This window comes from Klebsiella sp. 141162 (assembly GCF_050600755.1).
In the GTDB taxonomy this organism is placed as follows: domain Bacteria; phylum Pseudomonadota; class Gammaproteobacteria; order Enterobacterales; family Enterobacteriaceae; genus Klebsiella; species Klebsiella aerogenes.
On the sequence record NZ_JAQIRI010000005.1, the window covers coordinates 114,521 to 139,770 of the forward strand.

At 54.9% G+C, this 25,250-nt stretch carries 24 protein-coding genes, 1 other RNA gene and 1 other annotated feature; of the genes, 9 read left to right on the top strand and 16 right to left on the bottom strand.

All coding sequences use genetic code 11. The features are described 5' to 3' along the window. Nucleotides 1–126: 126 nt before the first annotated feature. Nucleotides 127–1,251, top strand: coding sequence for an AI-2E family transporter YdiK (ydiK, locus tag PGR23_RS15675; RefSeq protein ID WP_015367025.1), 1,125 nt, complete (start codon nt 127–129; stop codon nt 1,249–1,251). Between the two features lie 170 nt (nt 1,252–1,421). Continuing rightward, nucleotides 1,422–1,529, top strand: an RNA gene (rprA, locus tag PGR23_RS15680) — antisense sRNA RprA. Nucleotides 1,530–1,612: 83 nt separating this feature from the next. Here rprA and ppsA read toward each other — a convergent pair. Continuing rightward, nucleotides 1,613–3,991: a phosphoenolpyruvate synthase gene (gene ppsA, locus PGR23_RS15685; protein ID WP_315710102.1), complete on the bottom strand. Its 2,379-nt coding sequence runs from the start codon at nt 3,989–3,991 to the stop codon at nt 1,613–1,615. Nucleotides 3,992–4,321: 330 nt separating this feature from the next. On the opposite strand from ppsA, the gene ppsR reads away from it, so the two are divergent. The 3 genes from ppsR (at nt 4,322) to hemP (ending at nt 6,706) form a co-directional block, all read left to right on the top strand. After that, nucleotides 4,322–5,155: a posphoenolpyruvate synthetase regulatory kinase/phosphorylase PpsR gene (gene ppsR / locus PGR23_RS15690; protein ID WP_015367027.1), complete on the top strand. Its 834-nt coding sequence runs from the start codon at nt 4,322–4,324 to the stop codon at nt 5,153–5,155. Between the two features lie 154 nt (nt 5,156–5,309). Next, nucleotides 5,310–6,356 carry a 3-deoxy-7-phosphoheptulonate synthase AroH gene (gene aroH, locus PGR23_RS15695; RefSeq protein ID WP_047046944.1) on the top strand — a complete coding sequence of 349 codons (1,047 nt, stop codon included), beginning with the start codon at nt 5,310–5,312 and terminating at the stop codon, nt 6,354–6,356. A 170-nt stretch (nt 6,357–6,526) separates the two neighbouring features. Continuing rightward, complete coding sequence (gene hemP, locus PGR23_RS15700; RefSeq protein ID WP_161799839.1) at nt 6,527–6,706, top strand: hemin uptake protein HemP; 180 nt, start codon at nt 6,527–6,529, stop codon at nt 6,704–6,706. A 28-nt stretch (nt 6,707–6,734) separates the two neighbouring features. Here the strand turns inward: hemP and selO are convergent, their stop codons facing one another. The 4 genes from selO to PGR23_RS15720 form a co-directional block, all read right to left on the bottom strand. After that, nucleotides 6,735–8,177, bottom strand: a complete 1,443-nt coding sequence (selO, locus tag PGR23_RS15705) for a protein adenylyltransferase SelO (RefSeq protein ID WP_315710101.1) — start codon at nt 8,175–8,177, stop codon at nt 6,735–6,737. 112 nt (nt 8,178–8,289) lie between these two features. Continuing rightward, nucleotides 8,290–8,754, bottom strand: coding sequence for an NlpC/P60 family protein (locus tag PGR23_RS15710; protein ID WP_045396070.1), 465 nt, complete (start codon nt 8,752–8,754; stop codon nt 8,290–8,292). Between the two features lie 81 nt (nt 8,755–8,835). Continuing rightward, on the bottom strand, nt 8,836–9,585 hold the full coding sequence (gene btuD / locus PGR23_RS15715; RefSeq protein WP_315710099.1) for a vitamin B12 ABC transporter ATP-binding protein BtuD: 750 nt from the start codon (nt 9,583–9,585) through the stop codon (nt 8,836–8,838). Then, nucleotides 9,585–10,136: a glutathione peroxidase gene (locus PGR23_RS15720; protein ID WP_042893936.1), complete on the bottom strand. Its 552-nt coding sequence runs from the start codon at nt 10,134–10,136 to the stop codon at nt 9,585–9,587. The genes btuD and PGR23_RS15720 overlap by 1 nt, the downstream gene beginning before the upstream one ends. 231 nt (nt 10,137–10,367) lie before the next feature. On the opposite strand from PGR23_RS15720, the gene PGR23_RS15725 reads away from it, so the two are divergent. Beyond that, the gene (locus PGR23_RS15725; protein ID WP_045362713.1) at nt 10,368–11,168 is read left to right on the top strand and encodes a MetQ/NlpA family ABC transporter substrate-binding protein; all 801 of its coding nucleotides are present in this window, start codon (nt 10,368–10,370) and stop codon (nt 11,166–11,168) included. 36 nt (nt 11,169–11,204) lie between these two features. On the opposite strand, the gene btuC is transcribed toward PGR23_RS15725, so the two are convergent. Continuing rightward, nucleotides 11,205–12,191 (bottom strand): vitamin B12 ABC transporter permease BtuC, encoded by a 987-nt coding sequence (gene btuC / locus PGR23_RS15730; RefSeq protein WP_315710096.1) that lies wholly within the window; start codon nt 12,189–12,191, stop codon nt 11,205–11,207. Between the two features lie 127 nt (nt 12,192–12,318). Further along, the gene (locus tag PGR23_RS15735) at nt 12,319–13,752 is read right to left on the bottom strand and encodes a gluconate:proton symporter (protein ID WP_045396055.1); all 1,434 of its coding nucleotides are present in this window, start codon (nt 13,750–13,752) and stop codon (nt 12,319–12,321) included. A 277-nt stretch (nt 13,753–14,029) separates the two neighbouring features. Between PGR23_RS15735 and PGR23_RS15740 the strand changes: the two genes are divergently transcribed. From PGR23_RS15740 to PGR23_RS15750, 3 genes are read left to right on the top strand one after another with little or no spacing between them, the layout of a single operon-like run. After that, entirely contained in the window at nt 14,030–14,944 is a 915-nt protein-coding gene (locus tag PGR23_RS15740; protein ID WP_045396052.1) for a LysR family transcriptional regulator, read from the top strand. 38 nt (nt 14,945–14,982) lie between these two features. Beyond that, nucleotides 14,983–16,248, top strand: coding sequence for a D-amino acid dehydrogenase (locus tag PGR23_RS15745; protein WP_323133878.1), 1,266 nt, complete (start codon nt 14,983–14,985; stop codon nt 16,246–16,248). Further along, entirely contained in the window at nt 16,245–16,598 is a 354-nt protein-coding gene (locus PGR23_RS15750) for a RidA family protein (protein ID WP_072251454.1), read from the top strand. Before PGR23_RS15745 ends, PGR23_RS15750 begins: the two co-directional genes overlap by 4 nt. A 57-nt stretch (nt 16,599–16,655) precedes the next feature. Here the strand turns inward: PGR23_RS15750 and ihfA are convergent, their stop codons facing one another. The 9 genes from ihfA to PGR23_RS15795 all read right to left on the bottom strand — a co-directional run bounded on the left by ihfA (nt 16,656) and on the right by PGR23_RS15795 (nt 25,012). Beyond that, nucleotides 16,656–16,955 (bottom strand): integration host factor subunit alpha, encoded by a 300-nt coding sequence (gene ihfA, locus PGR23_RS15755; RefSeq protein WP_015367042.1) that lies wholly within the window; start codon nt 16,953–16,955, stop codon nt 16,656–16,658. A gap of 4 nt (nt 16,956–16,959) precedes the next feature. Then, the gene (gene pheT / locus PGR23_RS15760; RefSeq protein WP_045422920.1) at nt 16,960–19,347 is read right to left on the bottom strand and encodes a phenylalanine--tRNA ligase subunit beta; all 2,388 of its coding nucleotides are present in this window, start codon (nt 19,345–19,347) and stop codon (nt 16,960–16,962) included. 15 nt (nt 19,348–19,362) lie between these two features. Further along, a complete protein-coding gene (gene pheS, locus PGR23_RS15765; RefSeq protein WP_015367044.1) occupies nt 19,363–20,346 on the bottom strand; it encodes a phenylalanine--tRNA ligase subunit alpha in 984 nt (327 codons plus the stop codon). Nucleotides 20,347–20,409: 63 nt separating this feature from the next. Then, nucleotides 20,410–20,534 (bottom strand) — a sequence feature (Phe leader region). Beyond that, nucleotides 20,485–20,529: a pheST operon leader peptide PheM gene (gene pheM, locus PGR23_RS15770; protein WP_001386830.1), complete on the bottom strand. Its 45-nt coding sequence runs from the start codon at nt 20,527–20,529 to the stop codon at nt 20,485–20,487. Its footprint overlaps the feature before it by 45 nt. Before the next feature lie 118 nt (nt 20,535–20,652). Next, the gene (gene rplT / locus PGR23_RS15775) at nt 20,653–21,009 is read right to left on the bottom strand and encodes a 50S ribosomal protein L20 (protein WP_004102963.1); all 357 of its coding nucleotides are present in this window, start codon (nt 21,007–21,009) and stop codon (nt 20,653–20,655) included. A gap of 50 nt (nt 21,010–21,059) precedes the next feature. Next, nucleotides 21,060–21,257 carry a 50S ribosomal protein L35 gene (gene rpmI, locus PGR23_RS15780; protein WP_001124225.1) on the bottom strand — a complete coding sequence of 66 codons (198 nt, stop codon included), beginning with the start codon at nt 21,255–21,257 and terminating at the stop codon, nt 21,060–21,062. A 90-nt stretch (nt 21,258–21,347) separates the two neighbouring features. Beyond that, complete coding sequence (infC, locus tag PGR23_RS15785; protein ID WP_004189469.1) at nt 21,348–21,890, bottom strand: translation initiation factor IF-3; 543 nt, start codon at nt 21,888–21,890, stop codon at nt 21,348–21,350. A 3-nt stretch (nt 21,891–21,893) separates the two neighbouring features. Continuing rightward, nucleotides 21,894–23,822 (bottom strand): threonine--tRNA ligase, encoded by a 1,929-nt coding sequence (thrS, locus tag PGR23_RS15790; protein ID WP_045397528.1) that lies wholly within the window; start codon nt 23,820–23,822, stop codon nt 21,894–21,896. Nucleotides 23,823–24,253: 431 nt separating this feature from the next. Beyond that, entirely contained in the window at nt 24,254–25,012 is a 759-nt protein-coding gene (locus tag PGR23_RS15795; RefSeq protein ID WP_015705111.1) for a DUF481 domain-containing protein, read from the bottom strand. Nucleotides 25,013–25,250: the final 238 nt, after the last annotated feature.

Here is a 25,250-nt window from a genome sequence, read left to right on the forward strand (position 1 = left end):
TTTTTTCATATCCGCCCACGAGATTTACGGGCAAAATCAGGCGCGCGAAATTATTGATATTATTATCTGTACATGGAATTACGCTGCGTCAGCATTGAGACGCGACTGGAAAGGTAAATTTTCTCTATGATTAACCAACATCAGCCCCGGGACATACCGCAAATTCTGCTGTCGGTGCTGTTTTTGTCCCTGATAATTATTTCCTGCCTGTGGGTTGTGCAACCATTTATTCTCTCTTTTGCCTGGGCCGGCACCGTGGTCATCGCCACCTGGCCGGTGCTGCTGCGTCTGCAAAAGCTGCTGTTTGGCAAGCGCTCGCTGGCGGTGCTGGTGATGACGCTGCTGCTGTTTTTACTGTTCGTTATTCCTATCGCCTTACTGGTGAATAGCCTGGTCGATAATAGCGCCCCGCTGATCAAAATCGTCAGCACCGGCCAGGTAACGCTGCCGGATTTCGCCTGGCTGAACTCGATTCCGCTGATCGGCGATAAACTCTATTCCGCCTGGCATAGCCTGCTGGAGATGGGCGGCGCGGCGATTATGGCTAAGGTTCGCCCTTATATCGGCGCCACCACCACCTGGTTTGTCGGCCAGGCGGCGCATATTGGTAAACTGCTGGTTTACTGCGGACTGATGCTGTTGTTCAGCGCCCTGCTTTACTGGCGCGGCGAACGCGTCGCCTATGGTTTCCGCTACTTCGCTACCCGTCTGGCCTCAAAGCGTGGCGATGCTGCGGTGGTCCTTGCCGGACAGGCGGTACGCGCCGTGGCGCTGGGCGTGGTTGTCACCGCGCTGGCGCAGGCGGTTCTAGGCGGTATCGGGCTGGCGATAAGCGGCGTACCTTACGCCGCGCTGTTGACCGTGGTGATGATTTTCACCTGTCTGGTACAGCTGGGGCCGCTTATCGTGCTGGTGCCCTCGATTATCTGGCTGTACTGGACCGGCGATACGACCTGGGGCACGGTGCTGCTGGTGTGGAGCTGCGTGGTGGGTACGATGGATAACGTGATTCGCCCGGTGCTGATTCGCATGGGCGCCGACCTGCCGATGATTCTGATCCTCTCCGGCGTTATCGGCGGCCTGATCGCCTTCGGCATGATTGGCCTGTTTATCGGCCCGGTGCTGCTGGCCGTCTCCTGGCGTCTTTACGACGCCTGGGTGCAAGAAGTACCGCCGCCGCCGCTGGACCCCGATCTGGTTCTGGCGGAGCTCGCCGAGCTTAATGCCAGCCATAACAAAAGCGAAAAGTAACAGAAAGGCGGGGAAACCCGCCTTAAACTTAAGCTAAATTTATCAATCCCTCGCCACTTCCGGCATATTCATGTTCCAGCTCGATATTTACCTCTCATATTCTTCACACTGATTTAACTATTGAGAAGAATCCGATCGACGCCAACAGCCCTGATGCCTACTATTAGCCCACGGTTATAGATCAAGATATTGATTTATAAGCATGGAAATCCCCTGAGTGAAACAACGAATTGCTGTGTGTAGTCTTTGCCCATCTCCCACGATGGGCTTTTTTTTACGTCAAAATCAAATAGCGAAACGTTGCTGAAGGCAAAAAAAATCCCCGGCATCTCTGCCAGGGATTGTGCTAGCCGCGTTGAACTTATTTATTCAGTTCAGCCAGACCTAACCAGGTTTGCACCACGGTATCCGGGTTCAGGGACAGGCTATCGATCCCCTCTTCCATCAGCCAGGCGGCAAAGTCTTCGTGGTCGGACGGACCCTGGCCGCAGATGCCCACGTATTTGCCCTGTTTTTTCGCCGCGCGGATGGCCATCGACAGCAGCGCTTTCACCGCGTCGTTGCGTTCATCAAACAGCTCAGACACGACGCCGGAGTCGCGGTCAAGGCCCAGCGCCAGCTGCGTCATATCGTTCGAACCGATCGAGAAGCCATCGAAGTACTCGAGGAACTGCTCCGCCAGAAGCGCGTTCGACGGGATTTCACACATCATGATGATCTTCAGCCCGTTTTCGCCGCGCTTGAGCCCCTGACGCTCCAGCTCTTCGACCACCGCTTTCGCCTGCGCGACGGTACGTACGAACGGCACCATCACTTCCACGTTGGTCAGCCCCATGTCGTTACGCACGCGTTTCATCGCTTCACACTCCAGCGCGAAGCAATCGCGGAAGCTTTCTGAAACGTAGCGTCCGGCGCCGCGGAAGCCAAGCATCGGGTTCTCTTCTTCCGGCTCGTAACGCTCGCCGCCCACCAGGTTGGCGTATTCGTTAGATTTAAAGTCGGACAAACGCACGATCACCCGTTTCGGGTAGAAGGCGGCGCCAAGGGTAGCGATCCCTTCGGTCAGGCGGCCAACGTAGAACTCTCTCGGTGAGTCGTAGCCTTTCATCAACTCGCGGATTTCGTTCTGCAGGCCCGGTTCCTGGTCGTCAAACTCCAGCAGCGCGCGCGGGTGAACGCCAATCATGCGGTTAATGATAAATTCCAGACGCGCCAGCCCCACGCCTTCATTCGGCAGGCAGGCGAAGTCAAAGGCGCGATCCGGGTTGCCGACGTTCATCATCACCTTCAGCGGCAGGTTCGGCATCTCGCCGACGCTGGAACTCTTCACGCTGAAGTCCAGTAGCTCTGCGTAGACGTAGCCGGTGTCGCCTTCGGCACAGGAAACGGTGACATTCTGGTTTTCCTGGATACGGTCGGTCGCATCGCCGCAGCCGACCACCGCCGGGATCCCCAGCTCACGGGCGATAATCGCCGCGTGACAGGTACGTCCGCCGCGGTTGGTGACGATCGCCGAGGCTTTCTTCATGATCGGTTCCCAATCCGGGTCGGTCATGTCGGTGACCAGCACGTCGCCGGGCTCAATGCGGTTCATCTCACTGATATCGTGAATAACCTTAACCGGGCCGGCGCCGATGCGGTGGCCGATAGCTCGCCCTTCGGCGATGATCTGCCCCTGGGCATGCAGGGTATAACGCTCCATCACCTGACCGCGTGAACGGACGGTTTCCGGGCGCGCCTGAACGATAAACAGCTTACCGGTGTGGCCATCTTTCGCCCACTCGATATCCATCGGACGGCCGTAATGCTTCTCGATCTGTACCGCCTGCTTCGCCAGCTCTTCCACTTCCTCGTTGGTTAACGAGAAAACATCGCGCTGCGCCTGGGGCACATCTTCAATCCGCACCTGCTTGCCGTGTTCCTGAGTCGGCGAGTAAACCATGCGGATTTTTTTCGACCCCATGGTACGGCGCACGATCGCCGGGCGGTTAGCCGCCAGGGTCGGTTTGTGAACGTAAAATTCGTCCGGGTTCACCGCGCCCTGCACCACCATCTCGCCAAGCCCCCACGCCGAGGTGATAAACACCACCTGGTCGAAACCGGACTCGGTATCGATGGAGAACATCACGCCGGAGGAGGCCAGGTCGGAGCGCACCATCCTCTGCACCCCGGCGGATAGCGCCACGCCGCGGTGATCGTAACCCTGATGCACGCGATAGGAGATCGCGCGATCGTTAAACAGTGAAGCAAATACGTGCTTCACGGCAACGAGCACGGCGTCAAAGCCCTGCACGTTGAGGAATGTCTCTTGCTGGCCGGCGAAGGAGGCATCCGGCATATCTTCCGCCGTCGCCGAAGAACGCACGGCAAACGAGGCCTCGGCGTCATCGGCGGACAACAGGTCATAAGCTTCGCGAATCGCGTTTTCCAGTTCGCTCTGGAAGGGGGTGTCGATGATCCACTGACGGATCTGCGCGCCCGCTTTCGCTAATGCGGAAACGTCGTCAATGTCGGTTTCATCCAGCAGTGCATAAATGCGCTGGTTAACGCCGCTTTGGTCCAGGAACTGATCGAAAGCATCAGCGGTGGTGGCGAACCCGTTTGGCACGGAGACACCCATACCGGACAGGTTAGTAATCATTTCACCAAGGGAGGCATTTTTGCCCCCAACTCTGTCTACATCATTCATGCCGAGTTGGTTATACCAAAGCACCAGCGGTGACGAGCCATTGTTGGACATCGAGACAATCCTTTTGTGATTTAATACAAATTATAGAAAACACACGATCGACTACGGTATTCATCCTGACATATTTATGCCGCTGAAAAAAACGGTGAATCGTTCAAGCAAATTAATTTTCTGTTTTTAGGATTGTTTTCCGGAATTCCCTAACTATATGATTAAAATGGATTCTATTGATATTTGATACAAATAGTGTGCAAAAACAGAAACTGAACCTGCCATTTCATTAAAAACAAAAATAGCGTTTCATTTTTTTAAGTGAGACAAAGGTTAAAGCTCTGTGCTTAAATTTACTCTGCTTTTAGATAATTATACCGGATGGTCAAAATGGACAGTGCTGTAGATCGCCACGTATTTTATATTTCTGACGGTACCGCTATTACGGCGGAAGTTTTAGGCCATGCGGTAATGTCGCAATTCCCGGTGGCCATCAGTAGCGTGACATTGCCGTTCGTCGAAAATGTCAGTCGCGCCCGGGCGGTAAAAGAGCAAATCGATGCCATTTTTCAACAAACCGGCATCCGTCCGCTGGTCTTCTATTCCATCGTTATCCCCGAAATTCGCGACATAATTTTGCAAAGCGAGGGTTTTTGTCAGGATATCGTGCAGGCGCTGGTAGCCCCGCTGCAGCAAGAATTACATCTGGATCCCACGCCGGTGGCTCACCGCACCCACGGCCTGAATCCCGGTAACCTGATTAAATATGATGCGCGTATCGCCGCCATCGATTACACGCTCGCCCATGACGACGGCATTTCGCTGCGTAATCTCGATCAGGCGCAGGTGATCCTGCTCGGCGTTTCGCGCTGCGGTAAAACACCGACCAGCCTGTACCTGGCCATGCAGTATGGTATTCGCGCAGCTAACTACCCTTTTATCGCCGACGATATGGACAATCTGGTTCTCCCGGCCTCGTTAAAGCCGCTGCAGCACAAGATGTTCGGCCTGACGATTAACCCGGAGCGCCTGGCGGCAATCCGCGAAGAGCGCCGGGAAAACAGCCGCTACGCCTCATTGCGCCAATGCCGCATGGAAGTAACTGAAGTCGAAGCGCTATATCGCAAAAACAAGATCCCCTGCCTTAACAGTACCAACTATTCGGTAGAGGAAATTGCCACCAAAATCATGGATATCATGGGGCTGAATCGCAGAATGTACTAATACACTAGTACGTTATTGAAAATTTGTTTATGCTATCGCTCGTGGCCTATACAGGATCATGCCCTGCTCTTGCAATAAGCAGGGATTGGTTTATCGTGATGCGCATCACTTCCCGGCATTTTCGCCGCGGAAGAAACAGATTTTTGAGACCCCAATGAATAAAACAGACGAATTGCGTACCGCGCGCATTGAAAGCCTGGTAACGCCCGCGGAACTGGCGCAGCGCCATCCCGTGTCGGCCGAGGTTGCCGCCCACGTCTCCGCTTCCCGCCGGCGGATTGAAAAGATCCTCAACGGCGAAGACCGCCGCCTGCTGGTGATTATCGGCCCCTGCTCCATTCACGACCCCGAAGCGGCGCTGGAATATGCGCGCCGCCTGCAGGGCATGCGCGAACGTTACCAGCCGCAGCTGGAAATTGTCATGCGCACCTATTTCGAAAAACCGCGCACCGTCGTGGGCTGGAAAGGACTCATTTCCGACCCTGACCTCAACGGCAGCTACCGGGTCAACCACGGCATTGAACTGGCGCGTCGTCTGCTGCTGCAGGTCAACGAGCTGGGTATCCCCACCGCCACCGAATTTCTGGATATGGTGACCGGACAGTTTATCGCCGATCTGATTAGCTGGGGCGCCATCGGCGCGCGCACCACCGAAAGCCAAATTCACCGCGAGATGGCCTCGGCGCTCTCCTGCCCGGTTGGTTTTAAAAACGGTACCGATGGCAACACCCGCATCGCGGTCGACGCGATACGCGCCTCGCGCGCCAGCCATATGTTCCTGTCGCCGGATAAACAGGGCCAGATGACCATCTACCAGACCAGCGGTAACCCGTACGGCCATATCATTATGCGCGGCGGTAAACGGCCGAATTATCATGCAGCGGATCTCGCCGCCGCCGGTGAAGCGCTACGGGAATTCGATCTCCCTGAGCAACTGGTCGTCGACTTCAGCCACGGCAATTGTCAGAAGCAGCATCGCCGTCAGTTGGAAGTGTGCGCCAATATCTGCCAGCAGATCCGCGATGGATCCACCGCCATTGCCGGGATCATGGCGGAGAGCTTCCTCGCCGAAGGAACGCAAAAAGTGATCCCAGGTCAGCCGCTGACCTGGGGCCAGTCGATTACCGACCCGTGCCTGAGCTGGGAAGATAGCGAAAAAATGCTCGCTGAACTGGCTGCAGCCACCGCTACACGGTTGTAATCCCTTCCCCCGCCGCGCTCGCGGCGGGTTTTCACCGCTCGCCGTTCATCCTCTGCGCAATAGCTACCTGAAATGGTAAGCCACGACAAAAAAGGCTTGCCGTGAAAATTAACATTACTGATAATGATTATCATTGTTTCTTTTATTTTTATTTTGGTGCTATGACGCGTATGGATAACACTGCCACAGCAGAGAAAACAAAAGACAATGCTCCCTATCCTATTGCCAGCGATCGCCAAATCAGCAGCCGGACGCTGTTAGGCCCGGAAGGACGCGTGGTGATCGAACATGACGGCCAGCGCTATCTGCTGCGCCAGACCCACGCCGGTAAGCTAATTTTGACCAAATAAAACCCCGCGCGATGGCGAGGCTTTACGGTTAGCTGGAGCAGCTCACTTCCAGATGTTTTCCCCAATCAGGCGGGCGGCTGGCGTAATCATCAGTACGATCGGCGAACGGCTGCGCGAGGGCTTCATGCAGACGTTCCAGCTCGCGCATATCGCCAGCTTCGGCCTGTTCTATCGCCCGCTGCGCCAGCCAGTTACGTAGCACCACCGCCGGGTTGACGCCCTGCATCCGCTGCTGGCGTTCGCTATCGTCGATCTGTTCATCGCGCAGCCGCGCCCGGTAGTCGGCAAACCAGCTATCAAACGCCGCGCGGTCGATAAATTCATCGCGCAGCGGCGATGCCGCGCTGTGCTGCTCGCTTTGGCTCAGCATCCGGAAGGTACGGGTGTAGTCACTCCCTTCACGCTCCATCAGGCTGAACAGTCCATCAAGCAGTGTGTTATCGCCGGTTTGCTGAGTATAGAAGCCGAGTTTGTCGCGCATGCGGCGGCCGTAGGCGGTCAATAAGGCATGCTGATAGTCATCCAGCGCCGCGTTCAGCGAGTCGGCGCTGATAAACGGCGAGAGCGACTGGGCCAGACGCTGCAGGTTCCACAACCCTACCGCCGGTTGGTTATCAAAGCTGTAGCGCCCCTGGTAATCAGAGTGGTTACAGATAAACCCGGGCTGGAAATCATCGAGGAAACCATACGGACCATAATCCATGGTCAGGCCAAGAATCGACATATTATCGGTATTCATCACCCCGTGGGCAAAGCCAACGGTCTGCCAACTGGCTATCATCTCCGCGGTGCGCGTGACAACGTCACGGAACCAGAGAATATACTTATCCGCCTCCTGCTGCAGCTGCGGCCAGTGGTGGTCAATCACATAATCTGCCAGCTGCTGCACTTTTTCCGCTTCGCGACGATAATAAAAATGTTCGAAATGGCCAAAGCGTACGTGGCTTTCGGCGATGCGCATCAGCATCGTGCCGCGTTCTTCGCGTTCGCGGTAAACCGGCGTGTCGCTGGTCACCATCGCCAGCGCGCGGGTAGTGGGAATGCCCAGCGCATGCATTGCTTCACTGGCAAGGCTTTCGCGGATAGTCGAGCGCAATACCGCCCGGCCATCGCCCATTCTCGAATAGGGCGTCAAACCCGCGCCTTTAAGATGCCAGTCAAAACGTTGACCATTCGGCAACTGCTGCTCGCCAAGCAAAATGCCGCGTCCATCGCCAAGCTGGCCGGCCCAGGCGCCGAACTGATGGCCGCTATAGACCTGCGCCAGCGGCGACATTCCCGGCAGCAACGCTTCGCCGCCCCAGACGCCCGCCCCATGTTGCGGTTTAAATAACGTCTCCGGGACGCCCAGCGTTTGCGCTAAAGCGGTGTTGCGCCAGATGAGACGCGCGTTATCCAGCGGCGTGGGCGCCAGCGATGTGTAAAAACCCGGCAGCCGATCGCGCCAGTGAGTAGTAAAAGACAGGGTCATGGTTCCTCCTGCCGCCAGTGTAGTGCCTTAAACAGGGGATTAACACGGGCGAACTGCAGGGTTATGGCAATTAAAAAAGGGAGCCATCGCTCCCTTTTTCGCCGAATGCGGCTTAAATGCGCCTCGCCTGCCAGAATTTCTTGTTCCAGTAGACGTTGTCCAGCGACGAGCGGGTAACGCCCTGGCTGGTGGAGGCGTGAATAAATTGATTGTCGGTATCATAGATACCGACGTGCAGGCCGCTTTCGCCGGAGCCGGTTTTGAAGAACACCAGATCGCCAGGCAACAGATCGCTTTTATCAATGCGGGTGCCGATTTCCGCCTGCTCACGAGTTTCCCGCGGCAGCTGCATGGCGAATTTATCGCGGAACGTTCGTACCACAAAGCCCGAGCAGTCGACGCCGCGCGGCGTCATGCCGCCATAGCGGTACGGCGCCCCACGCCAGTTACGCAATTGCTCATTGAGATTCGCTACCACGGTAATGGAATCAGCCAGCCGTGGATTCGGCGGCGGCGCCCGGTGGCTGCTACAGCCTGCCAGCACCATCGCCGCAATAAAAATGAACCACACACGCATCTCAGACGATTCCTCTGTTCCCTGTCCTGTAATTGAAATAATTTAGCCTGTTTAGCGGCTTACAGGCAAGATCCTTAACCGCTACTGTGACGCCACGAGCATGAGATGACCAGCGACTTCCACCCGCTGAAACGCGATATGATAAGCGGCGGTCAAATTCTCTTCACTTAACACCTCATACGTTTCCCCGCAGGCAATCATCCGCCCCTCACAAATGAGCCACGCCCTCTGCGCATGACGCAGCGTATGGTTGAGATCGTGGCTGCTCATCACGATAGCGATCCCCAGCGCGCTCAGCGACGCCAGCACGCTATCCAGCGCCGCCTGCTGCGCGACATCGAGGCTGTTCATCGGTTCATCTAACAATAACAGCTGCCCGACAGGATTCGCGCGGCGGTGAATCTGCAGGATCACCGCCGCCAGACGCACCCGCTGCCACTCGCCGCCGGAGATCTGGTTGACCTGGCGCCCCAGCTTATCGCTTAACCCCAGTTGCCCGGCTATCTCGTTGAGCAACTCCTGCGGGTCGCTGTCTTGCATATGTAATGACAGATAGTGCCAGACCGGCATCGCGAAGGGCGGGAGCTGCTGCTGATTCAAATAGGCGCGATGGCGGGCAAGTTCCGCCGCGGGCCACTGTTCCAGCGCCCGCTGGTTAAGCGTAATCAGACCAGGGCCGGCGGTCAGCCCGGCCATCCGCGCCAGCAGGGTACTTTTGCCCGCGCCGTTCGGCCCTACCAGATGGACTATCTCTCCGGGCCGAACGTCAGCGGTAAACGGCGACAGCCGCCCCGCTTCCGCTACATCCTGTAGCTGCATCAAAAACGGCATTATTGCGCTAGCGCTCCTTTTACCGCAGCCAGCAGTTGCGGGTCGTCCGGCGTCATATCCGGCGAGAAACGCTGAATCACCTGACCATCGCGGCCCACGAGGAATTTTTCAAAGTTCCACAGGATATCGTCAACGTACAGCGGCGCGCGGCCTTTACTGGCCATCCGCTCATAAAAACCGCTCCCTTCCGGCGCGACGGCCTTCGGCGCGGCGGCAATCAATTTTTGATACAGCGGCGCGCGATGTTCGCCGTTGACATCAATTTTACTGAACAGCGGGAAGGTGACGCCGTAGGTCACGCTGCAGAACGTTTTAATCTCTTCTTCGCTGCCCGGCTCCTGGCCGAGAAACTGGTTACAAGGGAAGCCAAGGACGCTAAATCCCTGCGGGGCAAACTCTTCTTGCAGCGCTTCCAGTTGCTCATACTGCGGCGTGAGGCCGCATTTTGAGGCCACGTTGACGATCAGCAGCACCTTTCCGGCGTACGCCGCCAGGGTGGTTTTTTCGCCATCGATGGTCGTCACTTCGGTATTAAGAATGTCGTGTTGCATAGCCTTCCCTCAGTCAATAATGCAGGTTAAGGAGATCCCTATCTACTGTAGCGGATTCAACGCGCTTGATTCTACTTTGATTCGCGGGCAAATGTCGCTTGATGTGACAGCGCTGCGCTTGCCGACGACAACATGAATTCCTCTCAATATCCGCAGCGGACAAATCAGTGTACAGTGTGAAAAGTATGTAATAGTGTTTCGTTACTTGTTAATTTATGAGAGTTTTTAGAGATGAAGAAGTTATTAAGCTCGGTGTTAATCGCCACATCGGTGGCGCTGTTATCCGCCTGCTCTCCGGACGATAACAATAAGGTTAAAGTCGCGATCAATACCGGCCCGGATGAAGCTATCTGGAAAGTCGTGGAGCAGGTAGCAAAAGACAAATATAACCTTGACGTTGAAGTTATCTCTTTCAATGATTACGTGTTGCCGAATGAAGCGTTAAATAATAAAGATGTCGATGCTAACGCCTTCCAGACGCTGCCCTATCTCGAGGCGCAGTCGAAAGAGCGCGGCTATAAATTCGCTATCGTCGGTAAAACGTTCGTCTTCCCGATTGCCGCCTATTCGCGCAAAATCAAAAATATCAGCGAACTGCCTGACGGCGCGACCGTCTCTATCTCTAACGAAACCACCACCCTCGGCCGCAGCCTGCTGCTGTTACAGGCACAAGGATTAATCAAGCTGAAAGATGGCGTCGGCTATCTGCCCACCACGCTGGATATCATCGATAATCCGAAGCATCTGAAGATTGTTGAAGTCGATACTCCGCAGCTGACTCGCACGCTCGACGATCCGAACGTTACGCTTGCCATCATCAACACTAATTTCTCGGCGCAGGTCGGTTTATCCGCCGCCCGCGATGGCCTGTTTATGGAAGGCCCGGATTCACCTTATGTGAATGCGATCGTCTCGCGCGAGGATAATAAAGACAGCAAGAAAATTCAGGAGCTGAAAGAGGCCTTCCAGACCAGGGAAGTCGCCGATAAAGCGCAGGAAGTCTATAAAGGCGATGCCATCAAAGGCTGGTAATCGTCACCCGACGCCGTCCACTATGACGGCGTCTCCCTACCTCCGTCGCCCCGAACGCAGCAGCAACCAGATGAACACCGGCGCCCCCAGCGTCGCCGTCACCACGCCGATCGGTAATTCCGCCGCCGATAACGCCAGACGGGCGATGATATCGGCGCCGAGCAGCGCGCTGGCGCCAGCTAACAGGCAGGCGGGAAGCAGCACCCGATGATCGCTCAGGCCGCACAGGCGCAAAATATGCGGGATCACCAGACCAATAAAGCCAATCGCCCCCGCCAGCGCCACGCTGACGCCGACCAGCCAGCCGGTGGCCACCACCAGTAGTTTTCGCCATAACCACAGCGGCAGGCCGAGCTGACGCGCCGAGACTTCGCCCAACGCCAGTAGGTTCAGCGGCTGCGACTGCCAGCATACCCACAGCAGCACCGGTATTAGCGCCAGCATCAGCCACAGCTGCTGCCAGTCGACGCCGCCAAAACCCCCCATCATCCAGTACATCAGCTGGCGCAGGTCAAAAGAGGTTGAGAAATAGACCGCCCAGGTCATCAACGCGCTACAAATAATGCCGAGCGCCACGCCCGCCAGCAGCAGACGGCTGGTGGACAGGTGGCGCCGGGCGAAACGGAGCAGAATAAAGGTAATCAGCAGCGCGCCGGCAATGGCGCACAGCCCCAGCGCCCACATGGGTAACACGCCGTGGCCTAACAGCACGGCGGCAATCAGCCCAACGCCCGCACCGTTAGAAACGCCCAGCAGACCCGGCTCCGCCAACGGATTTTCAAACAGCGCCTGCATGATCGCCCCGGAAAGCGCCAGCGCCGCCCCCACTAACAGCACCGCCAAGGTGCGCGGCAGGCGGATTTGCCAGATAAACAGCTCGCCTTTGGCGCTAAACCACTCCTGCGGCGGGATCCACTGGTCACCGGCGCACAGGCTAATAGTCAATGTGACGAGCAGAATCAGCGTTAAGGCGGTTAGCCAACGACGGTTATGGCGCTGTTGAATATCGACGAAGGTCTGCATAAGTCCCGGAGGCAAGTGAGCGAGGTGATTGATTTTACGGTGGCGATGGCGGGGAGAAAAGGAAAAACGCAGAGCAATCTTCACGCAGACGTCAGTGCTCGCCAGGACGCCTGCGTGAAAACGGAAGTTACACCAGTATCTGGAACAGTAGCGCGAAGAGAATGATATTCGCCACCACAATCGCCCAGCCGTTATACAGCATGTATTTCAGATGGGTAGACTGCGCCAGCCCCATCTGACCAAACATATCCGAAGAGGGGAATGGGCCAAACCAGTCGACCTGCGAAGAGGCCAGCAGCACCGCAGTGGTTCCCTGCGGCGGTACGCCGGCGGCCATCAGCATCGGGCCGAAAATTTTGTGGGTGAAGGTCATCTGCGCCACCGCCGCCCCCGGTACGTGACCAATAATATTGAAAGCGAAGATGCAAAAGCACAGCCAGGCAGGCGAAATGCCTTCCAGCAGCGGCTGGGTATAGTCGAGCAGCCCCTGATAGGCATGAAGGCCATCCATCAGCTCCAGGATCGGGTTATACAGCCAGTAGAGAATAAACATCCACACCAGACGGCCACAACCGTGGTACAGCGCCTGCAGGATCTGCGTCGGGCGCAGGCCGCCCACCAGCCCGGTAATCAGGGCCACCAGCAGCATCACGATAATCGCAAAGCTGAATCCGGCTTTGATCACCACGCCAATGACCGCCATTACAATAATCGTTGCCGCGAAAGCCAGCGCGCTAAGCTTACGCCGACGCAGCTGCGCGGCGCTCAGTGCTTCTGTTGGCTTCTCCGTGAGATCGACTTCATAGCGCAGTTTACCTTCGGTCATCTTCTGGATCCGCCCCGCCATCACCCAGCCGGCCAATAACGTGACTGCGCTCATCGGCAGGCCAACGTACAGCAGATAATCAGGATAGCTCAATCCGCCGAGGCTCAGGATGGTGACGGTACTGGGCGTAAACGGCCCGGTAAACAACCCCACCGAACCGGCGGTCATCATCAGCGCAGCTACCGTCGGCGGCGTTAAGCGTACCGCAGCCGCCACCGGGATGATCACCGCGACGATAATCGCGTTACCACCGGCCATTGTGCCCAGCGAGCCGCAGATTAAAATCGAAGATACAACGATGCCGAACTTCACCCGCGTCTGGCTGGAAAGGCCGATGCGGTGAACCACAAATTTCACTAACTCAACCGCGGCGCCGGTACGGGTGGCGACTTCACCCACGCCGGCGCCGAGCATAATAATTAACCCGACGGTGGCAATAAACGAACCGGTGGATTTCGCCAGCATGGTGCCCATTTCCGGCAACCCGGTCGAGGTCATAATCATGGCGATGATAATCGAAGAAATCACCGCCAGCACAATATCGACGCCGACCAGCGACAGCACCGCTAACGCCACTAATGGCGTAAAGCCCAACAGGCCGAGTTCACTGCTCGGGCGGCCATGGCACCACCACGCGGTTAACACAAAAAGCACCAATAACAGGCCAATAACAACGTTTTTTCTCGTGATATTTCGTCTGGCGAGGGTATTGCCAGCGAGCGTTGAGTCACTCATATAACTCCTTAAAGCCATTAAAACCGACCGCAATTGCAGGTTGGCGTATTCGGGCCTGCTCAGAAAATATCCCCCCTCGTTATCATTATTGGCTTCATGGCCTGAGGGTTTGCAGGGTACAAAGGGAATGGTTCTGAGAACGTAAAAGACCGCCTGAAGACGGTACCAGCAGCGCAATATGTAACCGAAGCGCTGATTGGCGATTAAATTTATGTTAATTTAGTGTTAGTAGAAAATGACTTTTTATCGGCAAGCTATAACCCTGAGTTAACTGTTCATGAAACTGCGCCATCTGGAAATCTTCTACGCCGTGATGACTTGCGGCTCTCTCTCACGCGCGGCGGAATCGCTGAATATCTCCCAGCCGGCCGCCAGTAAAGCGTTAAAAAACGCCGAGCTTAAGCTCGGCTTTAAGCTGTTTCAGCGGGTACGAGGCAAGCTGCTGCCGAGTAGCGAAGCGCTCACACTTTTTGAAAAGGCGCAGAGCATTTATCAGGATCTCGATAACCTGCGCCTGCTTGCCGATAATCTGGCCCGCGACCCGCGCGCCAAGATCGCCTTAGGCTGTTTACCAAGCCTTGGATTAAGCCTGGTGCCGGAGCTGGTGACCGATTTTTATCAGCAAAACAGTAATCTGGTGATGACCTTAACCACCGAGCATACTGAGACGTTGGTCAAGAAATTGGATCTGCGCGAAATAGATTTAGCGCTGACGCTGCAGCCGGTCCAGCAGGGGGAGATCATCACCACCCTGATTGCCGAAGTGCCGCTGGTCTATATCGACCGCGACTACCGGCAAGGCGCGGTGGACATCAAGGAGATCGATCAGCAGCGCTGGATCTCGCCGGGGCCGCATTCGCTCTCTGCCGCCATCGCCACTCGCCGTGACTTTTCCACCACCCGGCTTAACGTGCAGACCTATTACATGGCCACCGAGTTCGTGAAGCGCGGCATCGGCTGCAGCATTACCGATATTTTCTCGGCGCGGCATAATCTGTCGCCGGAAATGATTCACCCCATTACGCCGCCGATGAAAATTAACCTTTGCCTGCTGCGTCGCGCTGATGTTTCGCTCAGCCCAATCACGCAGAAATTTGTCGATTTTCTGTGTCGACAGCTGCGTCAACAGCTCAAAGAAATTAACCTGCAGTTATACCCTGACCATAAAAAGTCAATTGCGCCGCAAGGGTAAATGCTTTGACATAACCGCAAGATATTTATCAGCGGTGGATATATCAGGTTATGAAAAAACGCATTGTGATTATCGGCGGCGGCGTGGTGGGACTGGCCACCGCCTGGGTATTAATTAAGAGCGGACACCAGGTTCAACTGCTGGAGCGCAACGCCGAGCCGGGCAGCGCCACCAGCTTTGCCAACGGCGGGCAGCTAAGCTACCGCTACGTCGCGCCGCTTGCCGACCGCGGCGTCCCCCTGCAGGGAATTAAATGGATGGGCAAAGCCGATTCGCCGCTGAATATGCGCCTGCAAATGTCTTTCCAGCAGTGGCGCTGGCTGTTACAGTTTCTGCGTGCCTGCAATAGCCAAAGCAACAAAATTAACGGCGATCATATTTTGCGCTTATCCCTGCTCAGTCGTCAGGTCATGCAGTCGTGGCTTGATGAAGATAATCTTGCCGATTTTCACTGGCGGCGTAGCGGCAAACTTATTATCCATCGCCGGGAATATGACTTTCATAAAGCGGCGAAAGGAATGAATCCGCAGTACCAGCATGCGCTAAGCGCCGAGGCCTGCCTGCAGCTGGAACCGGCGCTGAAACACATCAGCCATTCGCTACAGGGCGGGATTTATTCACCGGGAGATGAAACGGCAGACTGCCATAAATTCTGTCTCGCCCTGCTCGACAAACTCAATGCCAGCAGCAACTTCAGCCTGCTCACCCACTGCGAGGTGCTCAAGCTCAATAAACGCGACGGGCGCATCAGTTCGCTTGAGACCAGCCGCGGTACGATAACCGGCGATGATTATGTCGTCGCCGCCGGCAACGGTAGCGGCCCGCTGCTGGGTCATCTGGGCGTGCGCGTGCCGCTGTGCGCGCTGAAGGGATACAGCCTGACCCTTCCCTACCCTAAAGAGGCCGGGATCGCGCCGGATATCAGCGTGACCGACTACGGACATAAAATCGTTTACGCCCGCCTGGGAGAACAGTTGCGTATCGCGGCGATGGTGGATATCGGCTACGACGGGGATGAACTACGTGATAGCCGCGTTCAGGCGCTGAAGAAAATCGTCGCTAGCAGCTTTCCCGATCTGCAGGGGCTGGATGAGGCCGAGGCCTGGACCGGTATGCGTCCGTCGACGCCCGCGGGCCCACCGATGCTGGGGCGCGCCGGATACCAGAATCTGTGGATGAATCTCGGCCAGGGTAGCCTTGGTTTTACGCTCGCGGCCGGCAGCGCCGTGGTGCTGGGAGCGCTCCTCGACGGCGAAGCGCCGGCAATTTCTTTAGATGGTCTGACATGGAAACAATCCGCATGACAATTATTCGTAATAATCCGCAACCCCGACTTTCCGCCAGCGTCGAATATGGCAATCTGGTGTTCCTCTCCGGCCAAACGCCGAAAAGCAGCACTGATGATATTGCGCTGCAAACCCGCGAAGTACTGGAGAAGATCGACGCCCTGCTGGCCGCGGCCGATAGCGACAAGCAGCACATCCTTTCCGCACAAATCTGGCTTAAAGATATCTCACGCGATTTTGCGGCGTTTAATGAGGTCTGGGTGAAGTGGATGCCGGAAGGCCATAGCCCGGCGCGGGCAGCCGTTCAGGCCGAGATGGCGCGGCCAGATATTCTGGTGGAGATCATGGTCACCGCCGTAAAAGCGTAAGATAAATTAGGTAAGAAAAAAGGCCGCATAGCGGCCTTTTTAATTAGTCAGTCCAGATTATTTCTCTCTGGGTGAAGCGTTTTCGACACGGCTTTTTAACTTCTGTCCGGGTCTGAAGGTCACCACACGCCGGGCTGTAATGGGAATATCTTCCCCCGTTTTCGGGTTACGTCCCGGGCGTTGGTTCTTATCACGCAAATCGAAGTTGCCAAACCCGGAGAGTTTTACCTGTTCTCCGTTTTCCAGAGCACGACGGATCTCTTCGAAAAACAACTCTACCAGTTCTTTGGCATCCCGCTTGCTAAGCCCAAGCTTATCAAACAGATATTCTGACATTTCAGCTTTTGTAAGCGCCATAGGTTCAATCCCTCAATGATGCCTGGAATCGCTCTCTTAATGCCTCTACACATTTGGCAACGGTAGCGGCAATCTCCTCTTCTTCGAGTGTACGGCTGGTATCCTGAAGGATCAGGCTAATCGCAAGGCTCTTAAAGCCTTCCGCCACACCCTTACCACGGTACACGTCAAATAAGTTTACGCCAACTACCTGATTTACGCCAACTTTCTTACATTCGGCCAAAACATCGGCTGCAGGGACGTTTTCCGCGACCAGTACCGCGATATCGCGACGGTTCGCCGGGAAGCGGGAAATTTCGCGCGCCTGAGGCACCACGCGGTCTGCAAGCTTGTTCCACTCAATTTCAAACACCAGAGTGCGGCCGTTGAGATCCAGTTTACGTTCCAGTTCCGGATGAACAACCCCAATGAAACCAATGCGTTCACCTTTCAGATAAATCGCCGCGGATTGTCCCGGATGCAGTGCGGTAGCCGCTTCTGCGCGGAATTCGATATCGGCTAATTTACCGGTCAGGTCAAGAACGGATTCCAGATCGCCTTTCAAATCATAGAAATCGACGGTTTCTTTTGCCAGGTTCCAGTGCTCTTCGTAGCGGTTACCGCTAATCACCCCGGCCAGCATCACATCCTGACGAATGCCCAGCGGCGCCTGCGTATCCGGCACGAAGCGCAGACCGCTCTCAAAGATGCGTACGCGGCTCTGTTGGCGGTTCTGGTTGTAGACGACGGTGCCCAACAGACCGGTCCACAGCGACAGGCGCATCGCCGACATTTCACTGGAGATCGGGCTTGGCAGAATCAGCGCTTCTTCACCGGCATGGATTAGCTGCTGTACTTTCGGGTCAACAAAGCTGTAGGTAATGACTTCCTGATAACCTTTGTCGTTCAGCAGCGTTTTCACGCGCTTCAGCGACAGGTCCGCTTCACGGTGAGTACCCATGATCAGACCCGCCTGTACCGGCTCGTCAGGAATGTTGTTGTAGCCGTAGACACGGGCCACTTCTTCAACCAGGTCTTCTTCGATCTCCATATCGAAACGCCAGCTTGGCGCAACGGCCTGCCACTCGTCCTGACCAACGGTCACTTCGCAACCCAGGCGCTGCAGAATATCGCTCACCTGCGCGTCATCAATATGATGGCCAATCAGGCGATCCAGCTTGCTGCGGCGCAGGGTGATGGTGGCGCGTTTTGGCAGCGTCTCTTCGTTGGTCACATCGATAATCGGACCGGCTTCACCGCCGCACAGGTCGATCAGCAGACGGGTCGCACGCTCCAGCGCTTTATACTGCAGGGCCGGATCGACGCCGCGCTCGTAGCGGTGGGATGCATCGGTGTGCAGGCCATGACGGCGCGCGCGGCCGGTGATAGACAGCGGGCTGAAGAACGCGCATTCCAGCAGCACGTTCTGGGTTTCGTCGTTAACGCCGGAATGTTCGCCGCCGAAGATACCGCCCATCGCCAGCGCTTTATTATGGTCAGCAATGACCAGCGTATCGCTGTCGAGCTTAGCTTCAGAGCCGTCCAGCAGCACCAGCGTTTCGCCCTCTTTCGCCATCCGCACCACGATACCGCCGTCAATGCGGTCGCGGTCAAAGGCGTGCATCGGCTGGCCCAGCTCAAGCAGCACGTAGTTGGTCACATCAACCACCGCATCGATGGAGCGGATACCGCAGCGACGCAGTTTCTCTTTCATCCACAGCGGGGTTGGCGCTTTGACGTTGATGCCTTTCACCACGCGTCCCAGATAGCGCGGGCACGCCTGCGGCGCGTCAACCTGAATCGGCAGCACGTCATCGATGGTGGCGGCAACCGGAGTGATTTCCGGCGCGTTCAACGGCGCTTTGTTCAGCACAGCGACATCGCGCGCCACGCCGATGATACCCAGGCAGTCGGCGCGGTTTGGCGTAACGCTGATTTCAATGGTGTTATCGTCAAGCTTGAGGTATTCGCGAATATCGGTACCGATCGGCGCATCGGCCGGCAGTTCGATGATACCGCTATGGTCGTCGGAAATACCCAGCTCGGAGAAAGAGCACAGCATCCCTTCCGACGGTTCGCCGCGCAGTTTCGCCGCTTTAATTTTAAAATCGCCCGGCAGTACGGCGCCAATGGTCGCGACGGCCACCTTCAGCCCCTGACGGCAGTTTGGCGCGCCGCAGACGATATCCAGCAGACGCTCGCCGCCGACATTGACTTTAGTAACGCGCAGTTTGTCAGCATTCGGATGCTGGCCGCACTCGACCACTTCACCGACGACCACGCCGTTGAAGCTACCGGCAACCGGCTCAACGCCGTCAACTTCCAGGCCCGCCATGGTAATCTGATCGGACAGCGCTTCGCTGTCGATCGCCGGGTTAACCCATTCGCGTAACCACAGTTCACTGAATTTCATTGTTCTGTCCTGCCCTTATTTAAACTGTTTGAGGAAACGCAGATCGTTTTCGAAGAATGCGCGCAAATCGGTCACGCCATAACGCAGCATGGTCAGACGCTCCATGCCCATGCCGAAGGCGAAGCCGGAGTAAACTTCCGGATCGATGCCGACGTTACGCAGAACGTTCGGGTGCACCATGCCGCAGCCCAGTACTTCCAGCCATTTACCGTTTTTACCCATAACGTCAACTTCTGCAGACGGTTCGGTGAACGGGAAGTAGGACGGACGGAATCGTACCTGCAGATCTTCTTCGAAGAAGTTATTCAGGAAATCGTGCAGGGTACCCTTCAGATTGGTGAAGCTGATGTTCTTATCGACAATCAGACCTTCCATCTGATGGAACATCGGGGTGTGGGTCTGATCGTAATCGTTACGATAGACGCGGCCCGGCGCGATAATACGAATTGGCGGCTGCTGGTTTTCCATGGTGCGGATCTGTACGCCAGAAGTCTGAGTACGCAGCAGACGGGTCGCATCGAACCAGAAGGTATCGTGGTCAGCGCGCGCCGGATGGTGACCCGGAATGTTCAGCGCATCGAAGTTATGATAATCATCTTCGATTTCCGGGCCAGTCGCCACGGTGAAGCCGAGTTCGCCGAAGAAGTTTTCGATACGATCGATGGTGCGGGTAACCGGATGTAAACCACCATTTTCGATGCGGCGACCCGGCAGCGAGACGTCGATGGTCTCTGCGGCCAGACGGGCATTGAGCGCGGCGCCTTCCAGTTCAGCCTTACGCGCGTTCAGCGCCTGCTGCACCTGCTCTTTCGCTTCGTTAATGACCGCACCCGCTGCCGGACGCTCTTCCGGCGGCAACTCACGCAGGGTGGTCATTTGCAGGGTCAGATGCCCTTTTTTACCCAGATATTCAACGCGGACGTTGTCCAGCGCGGCAACATCTGATGCCTCGTTAATGGCTGCCTTGGCACTGGCAACCAGCTCTGCGAGATGTGACATGGTTTTCCTCATTATGTCGGTGCAGACACCGGTTTTAGTGAAATAAATATCCCGAATCTATATACGAAAAAAGCCTCCACAGGGGAGGCTTTCTGGCGCTGTTTTCCGTTTCTTCTTTCACGCGCTAGCCTCCTGAGTTCAGGTGCTAAAGTAAAAAAAGAAGCGGAAAATAGCAGCATTCATGCTTGCATTACCTTGTCTGGTAAGAAATGTCAGACCTGTATTGAAAAGCCTGCACGGATAAAAGTCAATGTATTGATAGTGTTGAAACGAAAAGAGGGAGACAAGCTCCCTCTTTCAACTGGCTTATGCCAGAGCTGCTTTCGCTTTTTCGACCAGAGCGGTGAACGCTAATTTGTCGAATACGGCGATGTCAGCCAGGATCTTACGGTCGATTTCAACAGAGGCTTTTTTCAGGCCGTTGATGAATTTGCTGTAAGAAATACCGTTCTGACGTGCTGCTGCGTTGATACGCGCAATCCACAGTTGGCGGAACTGACGCTTTTTCTGACGACGGTCACGATAAGCGTACTGACCAGCTTTGATAACAGCCTGGAAGGCAACGCGGTATACGCGAGAACGCGCACCGTAGTAACCTTTAGCTTGTTTCAAAATTTTCTTGTGACGTGCACGGGCAACTACACCACGTTTTACGCGAGCCATATGTGCTCTCCTGTATCTATTCTAATTAAAAAGTTAAAAGGGTTAACGACTTATGCGTACGGCAGGCACGCGATTACCAGGCCCAGATCGCCTTTGGAAACCATGGCTTTCGGACGCAGGTGACGTTTACGCTTGGTAGCTTTTTTGGTCAGAATGTGACGCAGGTTAGCGTGCTTGTGCTTAAAACCACCTTTACCGGTTTTTTTGAAGCGCTTTGCAGCACCGCGTACGGTCTTAATTTTTGGCATTTTAATAACTTCCACTTCGCATTGTTAATAAACGAAACAAAGGCGAACAAACCAGTGAGCCGAAGCCCACCGGAATGTTACTTGATGGCCTTACTGTTTCTTCTTCGGAGCGAGCACCATGATCATCTGGCGGCCTTCGATCTTCGTTGGGAAGGATTCGACTACTGCCAGTTCAACCAGATCGTCTTTCACGCGATTAAGCACTTCCATACCGATCTGCTGGTGGGCCATCTCACGACCGCGGAAACGCAGCGTGATCTTGGCCTTATCGCCATCTTCGAGAAAGCGAATCAGGCTGCGGAGTTTTACCTGATAGTCACCTTCATCAGTACCAGGGCGGAATTTAATTTCCTTAACCTGGATAACTTTCTGCTTCTTCTTCTGTTCCTTAGAAGACTTACTCTTTTCATAAAGGAACTTGCCGTAGTCCATGATACGACAAACTGGCGGTTCGGCGTTAGGGCTGATTTCAACTAAATCTACTCCAGCCTCTTCAGCCTTTTCGATAGCTTCTCTCAGACTCACAATACCCAGCTGCTCACCTTCCAGACCAGTTAAGCGAACTTCCTGGGCGCGAATCTCGCCATTAATACGATTCGGACGTGCCGTTTGAACTCGTTTTCCGCCTTTAATACCTTATTCCTCCAGTTGTTGAAGACTGCGGCTGCGAATCTCTTGTTGCAGCTTCTCGATCACTTCATTTACGTCCATGCTGCCGAGGTCTTTACCGCGACGGGTACGCACGGCCACTTTGCCGGCTTCGACTTCTTTGTCGCCACAGACCAACATATACGGGACACGACGTAAAGTGTGCTCGCGGATTTTAAAGCCAATCTTCTCATTTCTCAAGTCCGCTTTTACGCGAATGCCCGCATTTTGTAGTTTACGCGTCAATTCGTTAACGTATTCAGACTGAGAATCAGTAATATTCATGACCACTACCTGCACTGGCGCAAGCCAGGTTGGGAAGAAGCCAGCGAACTCTTCGGTCAGGATGCCGATGAAGCGCTCCAGCGAGCCGAGAATCGCGCGGTGAATCATTACCGGTACCTGACGCTCGTTGTTTTCGCCAACATAAGAGGCGCTTAAACGCTGCGGCAGGGAGAAGTCCAGCTGTACAGTACCGCACTGCCATGCACGATCGAGGCAGTCATACAGGGTAAATTCAATTTTCGGGCCGTAGAACGCCCCTTCGCCCAGTTGATATTCAAATGGGATGTTGTTTTCTTCCAGCGCCACCGCCAGATCCGCTTCCGCGCGATCCCAGGTCTCATCGCTACCGATACGTTTTTCCGGGCGAGTAGACAGCTTGACGACGATTTTCTCGAAGCCAAAGGTGCTGTACATATCATAAACCATACGAATACAGGCGTTCACTTCATCGCGAACCTGATCTTCAGTACAGAAGATATGCGCATCATCCTGAGTAAAGCCGCGAACGCGCATCAGACCATGCAGCGCACCCGACGGCTCATTACGGTGGCAGCTACCGAATTCAGCCATACGCAGCGGCAGATCGCGGTAAGATTTCAACCCCTGGTTGAAGATCTGCACGTGACCCGGGCAGTTCATCGGCTTAATGCAGTATTCACGGTTCTCAGAAGAGGTGGTGAACATCGCATCTTTGTAGTTGTCCCAGTGGCCGGTTTTTTCCCACAGCACACGGTCCATCATGAACGGGCCTTTGACTTCCTGATACTGATACTCTTTCAGCTTCGAGCGAACGAAAGTTTCCAGTTCACGGAAGATGGTCCAGCCGTCATTGTGCCAGAACACCATACCCGGCGCTTCTTCCTGCATATGATACAGGTCTAGCTGTTTCCCGATTTTACGGTGGTCACGCTTAGCGGCTTCTTCCAGACGCTGCAGGTAGGCGTTCAGCGCTTTTTTATCTGCCCACGCGGTACCGTAGATACGCTGCAACATTTTATTGTTGCTGTCGCCACGCCAGTACGCGCCAGCGGTTTTCATCAGTTTGAAGTGATGGCAGAAACGCATATTCGGTACGTGCGGGCCACGGCACATATCGATATATTCTTCGTGATGATACAAGCCTGGCTTGTCATCATGGCCGATGTTTTCGTCAAGAATGGAAACTTTATAGGTTTCGCCGCGCTTCACGAAGGTTTCACGCGCTTCGTGCCAGCTGACTTTCTTCTTGATGACATCGTAGTTTTTCTCGGCGAGCTCGTGCATACGTTTTTCGAGCGCGTCGATGTCTTCCTGAGTCAGGGTGTGGTCCAGATCGACATCATAGTAAAAACCGTTGTCGACAACCGGGCCAATGGCCATTTTAGTGTTCGGCCACAGCTGCTTGATCGCATGACCTAACAGGTGCGCGCAGGAGTGACGAATGATCTCCAGACCGTCTTCATCTTTTGCGGTGATAATAGAAAGCGTGGAATCATTTTCGATCGGGTCGCAGGCATCAACCAGCTCACCGTTAACACGTCCGGCGATGGTGGCTTTCGCCAGGCCTGGACCGATATCCAGAGCAACATCCATCGGGCTAACTGCGTGGTCGAAATGGCGTTGGCTGCCATCAGGAAGCGTAATTACAGGCATTTTATGTCCTTATTTGCAGTGGTGCCCCACACGAAAGAGCACATACAAAACAATATAATCATAATTATCAACGAGTTGTGGCTCAGCTCCCGCTTCACTCTGCGAAAATATGAGTACGCCCGTCTATCTATTGAACCGCCCTCACCTGCAGCCGCTCGTTGATAACACCGGGTGTTAGTGTACACATCATTAGTGCGCGATTAAAGTCGCAATAACTAAATGGTTATTCTTCTTTTAAATAGTAAGGGGCGCTGACAATTAATCGCGGCAATTCCCGCTCATACCACGCGGTTAATTAATCGATAAATTACCTGCATACATAAATAAATCCCCCCACCGCTAAAAAACGAATGAAAAAATCATCCGTTATAGTGAGTATTCATACCCGGCAGGATACAACAGGAATCAGGCCGGCTGCCCGGCCTGAAAAATTACATTTTATAACCGAGCGACAAGGTGGTGCGGCGGTCGGTATGCTCAGGCGCCGAGGCCGGCGGCTGCGAGTTCCACGTCAGGTTATAGGCGACGCGTAGCGCAAAGTGGGCGTTGATGGCCACGTTTAATGCACTTTCCGAATTCAGCGTCGTGTCTTCAGCCCCGAATACCGAAACACCTTGCGTAAATTTAGCGTTGTCGGTCATCTGCCACGCCCAGGTTCCGGACGCGTAACCCAGCGGCTGAGTTTCGTTATCGCCATCGGTATATTCGTCATAACGCACGCCCGGACCAAATTCAAAACGCAGGCTGTGAACCGGGCCGTTGAGGATCTGGCGACCATAACCGGCGGTCAGGACGTCGCGCTGTTGATAACCGTTGTAGCGGTCGGTCAGCCAGCTGGCCTGACCAAATACGTAGTTCATATCGGTCAGGTTATAACGACTACGACCGCCAACGGCATATTTTTCCGAAGAGCGTTGATCGTTAGAGGACGTGTTGCTCGCGTTGCCCCACAGTGACCAGGCCGTGGTATCGCCGTACCAGGTCAGCGTTGAGTCAGCGGTCATTGAGGAGCTTTTCGTGTTGCCGGACTGAGCGAGATAACCCGCATTCACAGCACCTTCGAAAGGTTTCTTAGCAGTGGAAGGGTCATCCATGACGGTAAAAACGGAATCATCGGCCAGTGCGTTTACAGACGCAAAAAGCCCCCCCGCCAGCAATGCCGCTGCGGGTACTGTCTTCAAAAGCTTCATTATAACTCTCTAAAATACATATCTTCAGGACAGTACAAATGATGAATGGACCAGAGATCCCTTCATTGAATTTAGAGTCCGTACAACATTTAAGGAGACCCGACAGGTCCCGGAAACTTTCGCGAGGCGCGCTGAATGCGAGTCTTAAGAAAGGCGCTTGATTATAAAAAAGCACGAATAACTTAGCAATCAGTTGCTATTTCGTTTTTTGAATAAGACGGTTCCCAAAACAATCTTT